Source organism: Sphaerisporangium rhizosphaerae (genome assembly GCF_042665155.1).
Lineage (GTDB): Bacteria > Actinomycetota > Actinomycetes > Streptosporangiales > Streptosporangiaceae > Sphaerisporangium > Sphaerisporangium rhizosphaerae.
This window is the reverse complement of the sequence record NZ_JBHTCG010000010.1, coordinates 101,580-115,747: the sequence shown is the minus strand read 5'-3', so window position 1 is coordinate 115,747 and position 14,168 is coordinate 101,580. Positions and strand designations below refer to the sequence as shown.

Sequence of the window (14,168 nt, the reverse complement as noted above, 5' to 3'; positions counted from 1 at the left end):
TCTCCTTATGTCCGTGCTGTCCGGTGTCGTGGTGGTCCTGGGGTGGGGGCGGTGTCCGCGGTGCCCGTCGCGACCTGGTCATGTCGGTGCGACCTGGTTTCGGATGGTCAGCGGCGCCGGTACTCCTCCCAGGTGCGGATGGTCACCCGCGGACCGTCGTCCGGGCCGCGGCCGGCGAGCCCGTTCAGCCCGAGGTAGTAGTCACCGATCTGGTGCTGGGCCTGGCTGGAGAGGTCGGTGTCGTTGATGGCGGCGGCGTGGACGTGCCATGGCCATTCGGCCTGATCGGGGCTGCGCACCCATGCCGCGAAGCCGACACCCCGCAACGCGCGGACGACCGCGGTGCGCGTGGCGGGAGTCATCCCCTTGACCGAGATGTCCACGACGCCGCCGCCGTCGTGGGTGCCCGCGGAGGTGGGGTCGCCGCCACGGTTGTACGAGCCCTGCAGCAGCACGAGGTCGCGGCCGAGCAGCCGCTTCGCCTCGGCCAGCATGCTCCGCGTGCGCGTGTCGATGACGCCGCCGCCGACGGACACCCGGGCCCCCGGGCCGATGGTGCGGGTGAGGGTGAATCGACCGGCTCCGAGCCTGGTGAGGGACGCCTTGCCCGGCAGGCCGTTGGCCGCCAAGCCGGTGAAGCCGAGCGACTTCTGGTACTTCGCGAAGGCGGCGATCGTCGTGCTGCCGAAGTACCCGTCCACCCACTTCGCGTCGAGCAGGTGCCGGTCGCGCAGCGCCCGCTCGACGAGCAGCACGCTCGCCTTGGCTCCCGGGGTCAGCGCGTCGTCGGATCGCCGCGGGTCGATCTGAGCCGCCTTGACCGTGGCTTCCATGTCCACGCTCGGAAGGGCCCTGGCGTCGGCCGCCTGCGCCGCCGGCATCCCGGACGCCGCGGTCAGGCAGGCGATCAGGGAGGGCGCCACGAGCGCGGCGGCGCGTGAAGGCAGCTTCATCGATTCTCCTGGTTCGGACGGTGAGGGGGTGGTTCCTGCGGAGGAGTCCACCGTCGTGGATCACTCACGCCGTCCGCGAGGGAATCGTGTTGTCAGCCTGTCCGAACAGGCTCCGTACAGGCGTACGCGCCGCCTGACAGGTGATCCGGGGGCACGCTTCCTGCGGCCCTCCGGCCGCTCCGCCGGCTGAAACGCTGGTGAGCAAGATGCGCGACTACTCCCACCAGCTCGACCCGACGCGCAAGGCCGGGATGGGCGGCGTGCAACGCAACTCCCTCGACCCCCGTTTCCCGCGGAAAAGCCACCGGGAAACGGCCCGGCCATCGTCCACCGACACGCGACCGTGTCCGCCGAACCTGCGTCTCACCCGTCCCAGCGGACACATCGCGAGGCGTGCTTACGCGGGATCGCGCCATCCATCAGGTGGGACTATCTTCGCCTGCACTCCAGCGTGTTCCTCGAGCAGGTAGAGAAGGTTGGCTCCGTCGATCAGCTCGATCGGCTTGTTCTTGGCGAACTCGAAAGACGCCTGACCGTATCCGGCCGTCGTCACGAGAATGCCCTTGCTGGCGCCCTCGTTCTGCAGGGTGCCGTACAGGTCGCGAACCGCCGACACTCCTACGGTGTTCTTGTACCGCTTTGCTTGAATCACCACCTTGCCACCGAAGATACTCGACGACCAGCTGACGCGAATCCGGAACGAAAGCGACCTTGAAGTGCTGGGGGAAGCCTTCGGGATAACTTGAACGCTGTAAGACCATGTCGTAGTAAGAAACGACCGCGTCCGGATCTCCTGACTCGTATTCGTTGCGGAAGGCGTCTATCTCGGCATGCTGCCGGGCGGCTTCGGCCTTCCGGGCGTTCACCATGCCCTCGTAGGCGGTCCGCGCTTCCGTCAGCGCCTGCGTCCGGGCGCGCTCCTGCGCTTGATGTTGCGCAACGGCCTGCTGGAACCGTCCCTGCGCAGCGGTCAACTCCTGCTGGAACTTGGATTTCCCGAACAGCTTTCCCATGCCCGTCGGCTCGGCCGGCGCGAACCGCTCCCACTGCGGCGCCGGAATGGGGTGTTCCAGGTGTCCATGCCGCCAGGCCGGGATCACGGCGGGTCTCTTGAGCGACGCCAGGTCGATGTGGTCATCGACCTGCAAGGTCATCTGCAGGAGCCTGGCAAGCGCCTGCATGCGCAAATCCACGCTCTCATTCATCGCCGCGACGTCAGTGGCGCGGGACTCCTGGTAGAGAACAGGGTATCCGGCGTTCCGCGCCCAAGGTCTCCCCACATCGACAGCCGCATATACGGCCTGCTCCTTCTCGGCTCCTGTGACCTGCACAATAGGCGGAATCGCGCCGCGATCGAGGGCGGTTCCGCTGTGCTGCGGCTGGACGCGAATGCTCTTTCGCAGGTGGGAACCTCGCCCTGCTCGACGGCCATTGTCGCGTTCCAAAAAGTTCCGTTGAGCGCATTGACTCTGGTCTGCGCAGCGTCGAGCATCAGGGGTCGAGCATCCGGGGGGGTGCCGTCACCATCATCGGTTCGTCCCAGCGCATGGGACGGGGGGAGCAAACATGTCCGTCATGTCCAGTGAGTCTTCGGCTGGTGCGGCGTTACCCAAGGGCTGGCAGGCCTTCGCCGCCAAGCCCGACGAGACCACGGCCAAGGCCGTCGCCAAGGTGCTGCAGGAGGAGATGAACCCCTCCCAAGCCGGCGCCTCCATGAAGCTCATCGCCAAGACGCTGGCCGAGCGTTCGGCGCGCGAGCGCAGCAAGCTGTCCCGGCTCATCGCCTCCCAGCTTCGCGGCGACATCGCGCGCGGCTTCGTCAAGGCGACCGCCGCCACCCGTCTGGCCCACTCGACGGTGGAGACGCCCAAGGAAGAGGTGCCACAGGACAAGGACGTGCTGCACTACCTCGACCTCCAGCTGCCGAAGAAGGTCAACGAGCTACCCGGGAAGACCCCCGGAGGACGTAACCGGCTCGTGCTGGAAGGGCTCGACCTCGCCGCGGCGGGCAAGGTCACCGTCGACCTGATCGCGCTGGAGGAGCGCATCGCCGACGAGTCCGACGCCTCGACGATGGGCCACCTGCGCAAGGCGCTGGAACTGGTCACCACCATCGGCGGCAAGCCGGCGACCTACTCGGAGGAGCGCCGCACCGAACTCGCCTCGACGGTGAGGGACACGACGCAGGAGCACATCGTCGAGCAGATCGGCTTCCGCGCGGCCAGGACCCAGCGCGCCGGCGAGGGCGGCCTGTCGACCCAGAACGAGCTCGCCGCCACCTACTGGCGGACCAACTTCCTCGACACCCTGCAGAAGTTCCTGGTCAAGCTGAAGACGACCACCATGCCAGGGCCGGACGACATCCTGGTCAACAGCCCGCGCGTGCTGAAGAAGCTGGCCATGATGGTGGACCCGAAGGTGCTGGCCGGGCTCACGATCACCCCGCTGGTCGGCACGACGGGCATCAGCGTCCTGAGCGGCACCGCCCAGTTCGCGAGCCTGGACATCGACTGGAAGTCGATCCTCCAGGAGCTCGGCGCGACTCCGTCGGCGTACCAGCTCTACGAGCTCATGGACAGGGGCAACGAGAAGCCCACCACCGACTTCACCGTCGACACGCGGGCCGACTTCGTCGCGCTCATCACCGACAGCCCGTTCTGCCGCCTGCAGGAGATCGCGAGCCGGAAGAGCGAACCCCTGGCGCCGGTGTGCGCCATGGTCGAACACCTCGTGCTGGGCCTCGCCGACGAGCTCGGCCCGCAGATCTTCGACACGCTGACCGCCAACGCCCTGCGCTCGCTCGGCCGGCTCCTCGACATCGTCGTGGCGCACCAGCACAACCCGTCCACGGCGATGCGCGCGGTCGACCTCATGATGGACGAGATCGGCATCCTGGTCGCCGCCGCCGGCAACTACACCTGGACCGACTACCGGGAGACCATGCTGCAGGTCATGCTCGAACGCGCGCCGAGCATCGCGCCGCTGGCCGGCAAGCGGATCGAGCTGGACAGCCACCTCATGACCAGCGGCATGGAAGCGCTCGGGACGGCGCTGTGGATCGCCCTGTCGTCGCGCCACCACGACGAGGTCTCGCGTTCCACCGAGAAGATCGACTACTACGAGACCGGGGAACTGCTCGCGCGGCTCAGGAAGGGCGAGACGACGACGCCGCACCCGCAGGTCCTGGTCGCGACGCTGAACCCGAGCACGCCCTTCGACCCGCCGTCGCCGGATGAGCTCGTGGCCACGGTGCGCAAGAGCCTGCTGACGCACACCAAGGGCGCGGCGCCGTACGCGCTGATCCTCGACACCACCATCCAGCTCACGCCCTCCTCGACCGGGGGCAGGAGCCAGCTCGACGTCGTGCTCGGCGGCCTGAAGGAGGACATCGCCGACGGCAGGCTCGAGGTCTTCCTGTGCAAGAGCTTCCAGAAGTACGCCTCCTTCGGCACCGGCAAGGTGGCCGCCGGCGACCTGACGATGCTGTCGATGAAGGGCAACCTCGCATCGGCGTTCGCCCGGGCCGAGGCGCTGCTGCAGGATCTCGATCTCGACCTCACCGGGAACGACGAGGCGCAGCTCGTGATCCACATGCTCAGGCACGGTCATCGCGACGAGCTGGCGCTGGTACACCACGCCGCCGGCAACGCCAAGTTCGTGGACGAGTTCTGCTGGCCGATCGACCCGAAGAACCGCAAGCTCGGGTCCTCGTACGTGGAAGGCATCCCCCTGCTCCTGCGCGGAGCGCCCACCGGCAGAGTGGACAAGCTGTTCGAGACCCTTGCCATGATCGACCGGCGCGACAGCTTCTCGTTCCTGCGGACGTCCTACGTCGGCGGCATCCCGGGACCGTATGCGCGCATCAACACCGGCCACGAGTCCAGGGAGTCGATGGTCGAGTACTTCTACGCGTTCGGCCACCTGGCGACCAGCACCCTCCCAGGCGCGAAGGCGCCGGGCACGACGCCGGTCGGCCTCGACCCGCTGAAGCTCGACTCGGTGAAGGAGCACCTCACCGCCCTGTCCCTCATCAAGGACACCGAGGGCTCCCTCATCACGCGGTATCGGAACAACATCGTCGCCTCGTACTGTGCGTTCGGGATCCAGAACGTGCGGCCCAAGCCGCACATGGTGCCTCTGCTCATCGACTTCTTCGCCGGGTCGACGGGCGGCGTCACCATCGAGACCCAGCGCTACCTCGCCCGCGAGCTGTTCCCCTGGGTGCAGAAGGACCCCGTCCCGGCGGACCCCAAGATCCTCACGGCGCTGTACCACGCGGCGCTGATCCTTCCTTCATGGTCCTTCAAGCCCTTCGCCGCACAACTCAAGCTCGACACGATCGGCGACTCGGAACAGGCCCGCCGCCTGCGCGCCCTCGTCGGCAAAACCCTCACGGGTTGACCGCGGCGTGAAGAACGGTCATGACGAGGCCGGCGCCGCCGCTCCGGACGTCAAGGCCGCCTGGACGATGCGGATCGCCTCGCTCGTGTCGAGGCCGACGCTGGCGATCACGGCCGCGTAGTCGGCGGCGGCCCGGCGGGCCCGCTCGCGGCCCTCCTCGCCGGCGGCCGACACGAACGAGCCCGCTCGCCCGCGCGTCTCGATCAGCCCGGCCTCCTCCAGCTCACGGTAGGCCCGGCCGACCGTGTTCACGGCCAGGCCGAGGTCGGCCGCGAGGTGACGGATGGTCGGCAGCCGGGTGCCCACGGCCAGCGTGCGGTCCTGGATCTGCCGGGCGAGCTGGGCCCGCAGTTGTTCGAACGGCGGCACCGGCGAGGCCGCGTCGATGACGATCATCGGACGCTCATGGCCCGCCGGGCCACCGTCGCGCTCGACGGCGTCCTGGCGTGCAGGGCGGCGCACGTGGCCACGCCCAGGAGCAGGTAAACCACCGCGGCGGCGCTCCACCACCCGGGCGCGGTGCCGAACAGCAGCACCATGGGCAGCGCCCACTGCGCGCTCGGCGTGGAGAGCTCGCGGGCGTCCTCGACGCGCATGATGACGTCGGCGGTCAGCGACTCCTCGTCCTCCGCCACGACCGGGCGCCGCAGCAGGTGGCGCAGTTGCACGGCGAGGATGGCCGTCACGCCGAGCATGCCGATCAACAGGACGACGGCCAGTCGCCGCACGGCGGGGTCGGGAACGGCCAGGGCGCTCCCGGTCAGCACCATCGCACCGGCGAACGTGGCGACCATGAAGACGGCGTACGGCCGGCCGAGCACGGCCCGCCAGCCGGGCTGGATCAGATGGGCGGCCCTGCGCGACAGCGTCGCGCCCGCCCGCTGGTCGACGCGCCGCACCCACCAGTCGAGCAGCGACTGTGCCACCAGCAGCCCGGCCACCAGCGCGGACAGGGCCACCAGCGGCAGCGGGCCACGCGACGGGAAGCCGCCACCGGTGAACCCGCCATAGGTCGCGGCGAGCGCGCTACCGGTGATCAGCACGGCCAGCATGACGCTACCGGCGATACGGGCGCGCCGCCGCGCCGCCAGGCGGCTGGCGAGCAGCGGGGTCGGACGGGCGCCGGCCAGGTCGTGCCGGGCCAGCCACTCGCCCGCCAGTCGCAGATCGGCCGAACGCGCCGATGGGCCGGCGTCGGATAACGGTTCACGAGTCACAGCGCCTCCTTTGTCGCAATGTTTGTATCAAGATGATGCGTCATACCTTGCGACAAAGTCAACGTCCCACGCTCGGACGCCGTCCAGACAAAGCAGAAGGCCCGCCCCGGGTTTCCCTGCAGAAAGCCCGCCCCGGGTTTCCCTGATGACGGGCCTTCCGGCCGGCGCGGCCGACAGGACTCCACTCCCTGACCTTCTGATCCGTGGAGGAACCTCAGTCTGTCCCTGACAGGCCTTTCAGATGGGCGGCGACCTCGTCCGCCTCGGGGACGTCGAGCGCCTGGTAGAGGGCCAGTGCCTTTCGCCAGTGATGGCGGGCCTCATCGATGTCGCCATCGGCCTTCCTGGCGTGGGCGAGGCCGTTGTGGGCGCGGGCCTGCTGGTACCGATCGCCCAGCTGGCCGGCAAGGTCGAGCGCGAGGATGTACTGGTGGCGGGCCTGTTCAGGCCGGCCGCCGGCCAGATGTGTCTCCCCCAGGTCGTTGCGGACGTCGATCTCCCCCATGGGATTGCCGATCTCGTGCCAGAGGGCAAGGGAACGGTGGAGATGGTCCACCGACTCTTCGAGATGGCCCTGCCTTCGGTACACCGCGCCCAGGTTGTTCAGCGCCGCCGCCTCGCCGGAGCGGGTCGCGATGTCCCGGGCCACGGTCAACGCCTGCCGGTGATGGTCGAGGGCCTGCTGGTACCGGCCAAGTCGCTGGTGCACGTAGCCGAGCTCGTCCAGCGCGCTCACCTCACCGATCCGATCGCCCAGTTCGCGAGCCAGAGTGAGGGCCCACCGCTGGTACTCGAGGGATCGTTCATAGTGCCCGAGCCGCTCAGCGACCACGCCGAGGTTGCCGAGCGCCCGGATCTCACCGACCCGATTGCCGATCTTGTCGAACAGGCTGCGAGCCTGCTGGTGGAAGTCGATGGCCTCCCGGTAGCGGCCGGACCGCTCGGCCACCACACCGAGGTTGCCGAGCGCGCGAGCCTCCCCGGCAGGGTCGTCGATCTCCCGGGCCAGGTCGAGAGACCGCCGAAGATGTTCCGCCGCCTGGGGGTGCCGGCCCTGACGGAGACAGCCGATGCCGAGGTAGGTCAGCGCATGGACCTCGGCGGCACGGTCGCCGCTGCTGTGGGCGGCATCGCGCGCGTGGGTGTGAGCGGCGACGGAATCGGCATAGTGGCTTCCGGCATCGAGGTAGCGGAACAGGGTGGTGGCGATGCGGGTGGCGTGGGACGGCCAGCCCTGTGCGGCGGCATGACCCGCCGCGGCGATCAGATTCGACCGTTCGTCGTCGAGCCATCCGCGGGCGGCCGCAAGATCTTCCAGGGGCGGAATGGACATGGCGGAGGGGGGTACGCGTGGCCGGCTGTGCTGTTCGGCCGGGATCAGCAGGTCCATCGCGGCCGACGCCGTGAACAGGTGGTAGTCGAAAAGGCGGGTGAGAGCGGCGCGGCGGGCGGCCGGGCGATCCTCCTCGTCGGCGCGATCGGCGGCGTACGCACGAACCAGGTCGTGGAAGACGAATCGTCCCGGGACACTCTGCTGCAGAAGATGATCGCCGCATAACTCGTGCAGCCGCCGGCCGGTGGTCCGCACGTCGTGGTCGGTCAACGCCGCGGCGGCGTACGCGTCGAAGTCCTGGCCAGGGTGGACGGCGAGGAGGCGCAGCAGCCGTTGGCGGTCGGGCGACAGCCCCTGGTAGGACAGCCGCAGCGCCATTTCGACGCCGGTGTCCAGCCGATTGTGGCGGTGCCGCGCCTCGAGCCGGTCCGCGTGGTCGGTGACCGTCCAGTCGGCCTTGGCCCGCATGTGCCCCGCCAGCAGGGCCAGCGCCAGCGGCAGGTGCCCGCAGCGACGCGCCACCCTCTCCAGGGCGGCGGGATCGTCCCCCATGGCGACGCCCGGCACGGCCGAAAGGAGGTAGTCCTGTGCCTCGCCGGGCGCGAACACGTCCAGCGTCACCTGCGTCGATCCCGGAAGGGTCGTCAGACTGCGCCGGCTGGTGACCAGGGCGACGCATCGGGGGTCGTCGGGCAACAGGGGCTCGACCTGCTGCTCGGTGGCGGCGTTGTCCAGTACGACGAGAGTCCGGGTGCCGGCCAACCGCCTGCGGTAGGCGGCCGCGCGATCCGCGAGGCGGGGTGGGATCAGCGTGGCCGGCATGCCGAGGAGCCGGAGAAACCCGTCCAGAACCGCATCCGGCTCGGCCGGTGGCTGAGCCGGGTCGGGGTGGAAGCCCCGGAGATCCACGAACAACACGTGGTCGAACGGCTCGTCGGCGGCCAGCACCCGGCCCACCTGGAGTGCGAGCTGCGTCTTCCCGACGCCGGCCATGCCCTGGATCGCCGAGACGACCGAGGCCGCGCCGGCGTCGCCGCCCTGTCGTAGTGACCGACGAAGCCGGTCGATCTCGGAAGAACGCCCGATGAAACCGGAAACGCTCCCGGGCAAGCCGCCCTGCACTCGTACCTGACGCGCGGCCTGCGTCTCACCGTGGATGACGCGGAGCACCTGACGCCACTGCGCGAGATAGCCGGCATCGTCGTGCAGCGCCTGGACCACCGCGAGCAGCAGGTCGTCGTTCACCCGCCGGCGTCCGGGCCGGAAGCAGTCCGCGATGGTGCTCCTGCGTGCCAGCTCACCGGAGGGCCGGCCCGCCGCGAGCCAGGCGGCGTTGATACGGTCCTTGATCACGTTGTACGACGGGTTGCCGGCCCAGATCTTCAGCCGCTGGACCTTTTCGATCAGTTCGTCCAGTGACCGTGCCTCACCCGGATCCGGTAACGGGACACCGTCTGCGGCGGCGGATGTGCGCACCCACTCTCCTCATGACCTCCGCCGCCCCCCGCGGCGTCCGATCTTCGCAACGGTAGTGCGCGCCTTGGCGCCCGCCAAGTGCGAGCGTCCGGGATCGTCCGGGAATCCGGGCCACTGACCACCCGCACGCCACCATCGGTGTCGTGCCGGCCGTGCCGGCCGGTGTGAAGGACGACGTCTGGGGTGGACCACCCAGCCCGAACGGGGAGAGAACATGCGACGAAGCATCCGGATCACACGGACGCACTGCCGACGCCGTACGTCGGCGACCTGATGAACGACGATGTGCTGACAGTCAAGATCTGGCGGGGCTGACCCGTTGCACCGGATGGCTCACCGGCCCGCCAGGCGGTGAGCCATCCGCGCGCCCGCCGACGGCTTACTCGGAAACAACACACCAAGTGAAGCCAGGCCGCCACCGCGGCTCGCTTCACGTGACGACACGGTAGGCCCAGCCGTCAGCGGTCGTCCCGGTTAGGCGGAGCAGTTCGACTCGCACGAAAGCCGATTCGGACGGAGCGGCATCGACGTAACTTCCAACGCCAATCACCTACTTATTGACATCAACAAGACTTCCTCGACCAGAGAGGTCGCAGAAAAAAAGCAGATAAGTCCTCGCAGAAATAGGTAAAGTCGGCGCGACCGCACTGCTTGACCATCGAATGGGAACAACATGCGTCCGCACCCTCTGTCACTTGCCCTTCTGCTGTCCTCCCTGACCGTTGCGGCCTGCGGCAGCGGCGAGCCCGAAGGCGCGGACACACCGCAGGAGACATTAACGAGACTCACCGCGTTCATCGCCGACGACAAGGGCGAGGACGCTTGCGATCTGATGTCGCCGGCCGCGCAGGAGTTGTTCGCGCGGGAGAATGAGATGAGCACCTGTGAGCAGGCCGTCAACCTGTTCCACGGCAGGATCACCGATGCGGACGCCTATCGGAAGATGGTTCCCTCCGGCCTCAAGACAGAAGGCTCCAAGGCCGAGGTCAGTGGATATTGCGGCGAAGGATGGACCCTCTCCGCGGGCACGAAGCCATCGGAGACCCCCAACAGGCTGGGAACCTTGACACTGCGCAAGACCGAGAAGGGCTGGCTGATCCACGACTACGTCAGCAGCAGGAGCTACTCCAGCTGCGGCGGGTGAGCCGACACGATCACCTCCGCGACGCCAAGCCGCCCTCGCGCGACCCCTCGGCCACACCGGCAACGAGCCCAGCAGCGCCGACTCCGACCGCCCCTGGCGCGCCCCGGCACGCGATCATGCCATAACCGGAGGCGAGCGCCGAAGAACCTGCCTTACCTCCATCAGAGCGAACCCCAGCAGGTTCAGTCCGTGCCACGACTCCGGATTCTCGGCTTCCTCGTCGTCGGCCGCCAATCCGATCCCCCATACACGATCGACGGGACTCGCCTCCACCAGCACCCGCTCACCAGTGCCCAGCAGGAACTCCCGCAAGTCGGCATGCTGCTCGAACTTGGCGAGATTGCCGCGCACCACCAGGTCAAAGCGAGCTGCCGCCCACCTGCCCTCGTCGAAACCCCGCACTGATCGGCCGAGATCCTTGGCCTGCTTCGGATGGCCGGCCGCCACGATCGCCGCGACGGAATCTTCGTCACCGAACAACCGCGCCTTCTCCGCCATCATGAAGTGCTCCGCCGTGCGGTAGACCACGCCGTCCACGACGAACTCCGCCGGCCACCACTGCGACAGACACCCGGCCCCGGCCCCACCGGAACGCGGAGGTCGATGCCCCCAGAACATCAAGTACTTGATCCGCTCACCCCGCTTCGCCACCTCGACCAGTCCAGCCACATCCCGCACATCGACCGCCTCCGCCATGCCCGCACCCTCCCAAACCATGAGGGTTCACGCCAACACCTTTCCGAGTGATCGCGTACGTCCGCTTTTCAGCCGGAACAACCACGCTGCTGGCGTACCGCAGACCATGGTCAGAGGGTTGTGACCAACTGTCGAAAGACGCTCCCATGCGGAGATGTTGCTATCACTGCAGCCATGGTCATCCCGTGACGAGGCGTGCGGCAGCCTACCTTCGCCCGCGGAAGATCAGTGGCGGACGGCCGGTCGAGCCGTCCGCCACCCGCCACCGCACCCGTGGAGGAACTCGACGCCACCACACCCTTGTCTCTCTCACCCGCTGCCCTTTCGTGCCGTCATCGACGATGTGCCAGCGCCCGGCTCAGCAGCCGCGCCGCCCTGCGGGGCACCCCCATGCTCTCCGGGATGGTGACTCCTCTGTCATTCAGCATTCCCCAGCACGACAGGTGAAGTCCGTTCTCCCAAGAAGAGACGGCACCCTCGGAAAAGCAGGCGAGAAGACCGCTCCGCACGGCGGGCGCGTCGGCGAGAAGCCGATCCGAGACGAACAGATCGCCGGGTAACACCGTTTCGGTGTCCTTCATCAGCGTGTGCGGCGTAGGCGTGGAGATTTCGACACCGATCTCTCCGTACAACGGGTCGGCATTCTCGATGATGCGGCGCACGAGGTCGACGAAGTCACCCCCGCGTTTGCGCGCCCTACGCAGCTCGGCGCCGGACTGCAACTCCTGCGGAACTCCGAGTGATTCCGCCGCTGTGAGCAGGGAAACGGCGTGATCGTCATCGCGGTCCGCGAAATCGTAGCCGACCACGATGAGACCCGACGGCTTGCGCCGGAAGCCCATCCGGATGGCGCGTTGTCCGGGATCGGCGTCGGAGGCGATGGCCAGCAGGCGGTCCGGCTTCAGGCCGAGCTCTTGGTAGTCGGCTCCGAGATCACTGACCATCTTGAACCCCTGCGCGCGGGGGGCCACCCCTATCACGCCGGTCGGCTCGGCTCCCGCGGCGATCAACGCCACGCACACACGCGAGAAGAGCGCCCTTTCTCCATATTCCGCATAGAGCCCTGCACTCAGATGCGGGGGTTCCGGGTAAAGGTCACTCCTGTCCATCGCCTCACCTTACTTCAGCTGCTCGCGTATTCTGCGAAGCCGCGACGTACAGACTTGGCTCAGCTCATTGACCACCCTCTGCATCTGCTGCGATCCAAAGAAAGATCACAAGCATCCGGGATCCAACGCCGCAAAGGCCCTTTGGGATCACCCTAAAGGGCCTTTTTCACATGCAAGAGTCTTCGGCTATAGCCAAACAGCCGTGTGGAACTGACTACCAGGGCAATCCAACTGCCCGTTGTTTGTGATTTAAAAAGAGTAAGTCTCCCGCGAGCCGTCCAGTGCATCTTCACGCCGAACGTATGGAGGGCGAATGGCACACCCCGTGAGTTGCGAGCGCGCCAAGCGGCATCAATGCCGATGTTCCGACTGCGGCGGAGCACAGCACGGCTGGCCCTACGGCATCACCTTGGCCCGGGACCCATCTCCTACAGGGCGCCAGGAGGCGAGAGAGCACAGCGACTACGCGTGGGCAGCCACCCAGCCACCCAGCCACCCAAGGGGCGACGTGGTCCGTCCAAGCCCAGACAGGCGGCCGCCACCGATAGCGCAACAGTGGATCTCATCGAGTGGCTGTCCGAAAATCCAGGCACCATCGACCACATTTAGGAAGTGGGCGATCTCCTCACCGGCCCCGTCATCGCAGAACTGGATAAAAGGTTCGGCGGCAGGAAGCCACAGGAAACCAGAAGAAGTCTCACCAATCATTTCTGGTGTGACCTCCTCGTCGCTCTGGCCGAGGGCATCGAGAAGTTATCGGAGGCGATGGACCAAGTACCCGACCATGTGACGGCGGCCATCATGAGGTGCCGGAAGGTCGAGGGTCGGAGCCCTCTTCTCAGACCACTCGTGGCTCTTGCCGTACGGACAGCGTGGGAGCCCATCAAGAGCATGATCCACATCAGTGGGGTTGAAAATCTGCAGCGGACGTGCCGGATCCTCGCCGTCCTGATCTGTCCGGCACCCGAGAACCACGCAGCAGTGCAGAACGGCGCCCTCCTTCCCCTGGCGAAGGAAGGGCTGTTGGAGATCAGCAAAGAGCGACTGGAGCAGGCCTTCCCCGCCGACTGGGTTCGCCGCCTCCGAGATGACCTCGGCGGCGCCTGAGCGAGCGCCGGCCTCGGTCGCCCCGAGGAGTGTTTTCAGCTCCCACGAAAGCCGCATGTCTCAACGAGCGGTGTCCGCCGACGACCGTCTGTGGCCGCGTTGCTGTACTTCGCTGCTGTACGCATAGCAAAAGGGCCACTTCCGGTGACCGGAAGTGGCCCTTGAGCTGCTGCGCGGCCGGGAGGACTCGAACCCCCAACCTTCTGATCCGTAGTCAGATGCTCTATCCATTGAGCTACGGCCGCCTGCTTGCCTCGACAAGCATAGCGGGTCTTCGGGGGTGCGCCGAACCGATATCGGGGGCGAGTTCGCGTCCGGTGGGAGTGGCCGCTGGGAGGGCAACCGGACGGGCGCGGCGGTTACTGGGAGGGCGACTGGATGGACGCGGTGGTTGGGGAGATGGTGGGGGATGGGCGCGGTGGCCGGGGTGGGGGTCAGGGGGCGGTGATCACGTGGATTTCGAAGCCGTCGCCGCTGACCACCTGGCCGGAGCGGATCTTGGCGCGTTTGCGTAGCTCCACCTCACCGTCGACCATGATCTCGCCATCGACGATGAGCAGCCCCGCCACCCCGCCGGTCTCGGCGATGTCGCAGATCTTCAGCAGGTCGCACAGCGGGATGTACTCGGTGTGCAGGCGGAAGGTCTCCTCCCGGAATCTCGCGTTCACGTCATCAGCATAGGCATCACCCGGCAGGCCGGAGACATCGGTGATCGCGAGCGGGCGGGGCCGC

At 67.6% G+C, this 14,168-nt stretch carries 12 protein-coding genes and 1 tRNA gene; 4 read left to right on the top strand and 9 right to left on the bottom strand.

The annotated features are described in order from the left end of the window. Positions 1–107: 107 nt before the first annotated feature. The gene (locus tag ACFQSB_RS17315; protein WP_380827581.1) at positions 108–953 is read right to left on the bottom strand and encodes a peptidoglycan-binding domain-containing protein; all 846 of its coding nucleotides are present in this window, start codon (positions 951–953) and stop codon (positions 108–110) included. Positions 954–1,350: 397 nt separating this feature from the next. After that, positions 1,351–1,569: a restriction endonuclease gene (locus tag ACFQSB_RS17310; protein ID WP_380827764.1), complete on the bottom strand. Its 219-nt coding sequence runs from the start codon at positions 1,567–1,569 to the stop codon at positions 1,351–1,353. A 214-nt stretch (positions 1,570–1,783) separates the two neighbouring features. Here ACFQSB_RS17310 and ACFQSB_RS17305 point away from each other — a divergent pair, with 214 nt between their 5' ends. Together ACFQSB_RS17305 and ACFQSB_RS17300 are read left to right on the top strand one after the other, a co-directional pair. Next, positions 1,784–2,539, top strand: coding sequence for a hypothetical protein (locus ACFQSB_RS17305; protein WP_380827579.1), 756 nt, complete (start codon positions 1,784–1,786; stop codon positions 2,537–2,539). Further along, on the top strand, positions 2,529–5,354 hold the full coding sequence (locus ACFQSB_RS17300; RefSeq protein ID WP_380827577.1) for a hypothetical protein: 2,826 nt from the start codon (positions 2,529–2,531) through the stop codon (positions 5,352–5,354). Before ACFQSB_RS17305 ends, ACFQSB_RS17300 begins: the two co-directional genes overlap by 11 nt. 18 nt (positions 5,355–5,372) lie before the next feature. Here the strand turns inward: ACFQSB_RS17300 and ACFQSB_RS17295 are convergent, their stop codons facing one another. From ACFQSB_RS17295 to ACFQSB_RS17285, 3 genes are all read right to left on the bottom strand, one after another. Continuing rightward, on the bottom strand, positions 5,373–5,750 hold the full coding sequence (locus tag ACFQSB_RS17295) for a GntR family transcriptional regulator (RefSeq protein ID WP_380827575.1): 378 nt from the start codon (positions 5,748–5,750) through the stop codon (positions 5,373–5,375). Continuing rightward, a complete protein-coding gene (locus tag ACFQSB_RS17290; RefSeq protein ID WP_380827574.1) occupies positions 5,747–6,571 on the bottom strand; it encodes a hypothetical protein in 825 nt (274 codons plus the stop codon). Before ACFQSB_RS17290 ends, ACFQSB_RS17295 begins: the two co-directional genes overlap by 4 nt. A gap of 214 nt (positions 6,572–6,785) precedes the next feature. After that, positions 6,786–9,380: a tetratricopeptide repeat protein gene (locus ACFQSB_RS17285; protein WP_380827572.1), complete on the bottom strand. Its 2,595-nt coding sequence runs from the start codon at positions 9,378–9,380 to the stop codon at positions 6,786–6,788. 673 nt (positions 9,381–10,053) lie between these two features. Here ACFQSB_RS17285 and ACFQSB_RS17280 point away from each other — a divergent pair. Then, a complete protein-coding gene (locus tag ACFQSB_RS17280) occupies positions 10,054–10,524 on the top strand; it encodes a hypothetical protein (protein ID WP_380827571.1) in 471 nt (156 codons plus the stop codon). Between the two features lie 114 nt (positions 10,525–10,638). Here ACFQSB_RS17280 and ACFQSB_RS17275 read toward each other — a convergent pair whose 3' ends face one another. Beyond that, positions 10,639–11,220, bottom strand: a complete 582-nt coding sequence (locus ACFQSB_RS17275; RefSeq protein WP_380827569.1) for an NADAR family protein — start codon at positions 11,218–11,220, stop codon at positions 10,639–10,641. A gap of 332 nt (positions 11,221–11,552) precedes the next feature. Then, complete coding sequence (locus ACFQSB_RS17270; protein WP_380827568.1) at positions 11,553–12,329, bottom strand: hypothetical protein; 777 nt, start codon at positions 12,327–12,329, stop codon at positions 11,553–11,555. Between the two features lie 612 nt (positions 12,330–12,941). On the opposite strand from ACFQSB_RS17270, the gene ACFQSB_RS17265 reads away from it, so the two are divergent. Continuing rightward, a complete protein-coding gene (locus tag ACFQSB_RS17265) occupies positions 12,942–13,436 on the top strand; it encodes a hypothetical protein (RefSeq protein WP_380827565.1) in 495 nt (164 codons plus the stop codon). A 172-nt stretch (positions 13,437–13,608) separates the two neighbouring features. Here the strand turns inward: ACFQSB_RS17265 and ACFQSB_RS17260 are convergent. Then, positions 13,609–13,681: transfer RNA gene (locus ACFQSB_RS17260), tRNA-Arg, on the bottom strand. 189 nt (positions 13,682–13,870) lie between these two features. Continuing rightward, positions 13,871–14,104: an RNA-binding S4 domain-containing protein gene (locus ACFQSB_RS17255; RefSeq protein ID WP_354844155.1), complete on the bottom strand. Its 234-nt coding sequence runs from the start codon at positions 14,102–14,104 to the stop codon at positions 13,871–13,873. Between the last annotated feature and the right edge of the window lie 64 nt (positions 14,105–14,168).

What these genes read in the sequence shown, in the direction of transcription:
- ACFQSB_RS17305 (WP_380827579.1), top strand. Translation starts at nt 1,784, where the DNA reads ATGCTGCCGGGCGGCTTCGGCCTTCCGGGCGTTCACCATGCCCTCGTA.
- ACFQSB_RS17280 (WP_380827571.1), top strand. Translation starts at nt 10,054, where the DNA reads ATGCGTCCGCACCCTCTGTCACTTGCCCTTCTGCTGTCCTCCCTGACC.
- ACFQSB_RS17295 (WP_380827575.1), bottom strand. Translation starts at nt 5,750, where the DNA reads ATGATCGTCATCGACGCGGCCTCGCCGGTGCCGCCGTTCGAACAACTG.
- ACFQSB_RS17300 (WP_380827577.1), top strand. Translation starts at nt 2,529, where the DNA reads ATGTCCAGTGAGTCTTCGGCTGGTGCGGCGTTACCCAAGGGCTGGCAG.
- ACFQSB_RS17315 (WP_380827581.1), bottom strand. Translation starts at nt 953, where the DNA reads ATGAAGCTGCCTTCACGCGCCGCCGCGCTCGTGGCGCCCTCCCTGATC.
- ACFQSB_RS17270 (WP_380827568.1), bottom strand. Translation starts at nt 12,329, where the DNA reads ATGGACAGGAGTGACCTTTACCCGGAACCCCCGCATCTGAGTGCAGGG.
- ACFQSB_RS17275 (WP_380827569.1), bottom strand. Translation starts at nt 11,220, where the DNA reads ATGGCGGAGGCGGTCGATGTGCGGGATGTGGCTGGACTGGTCGAGGTG.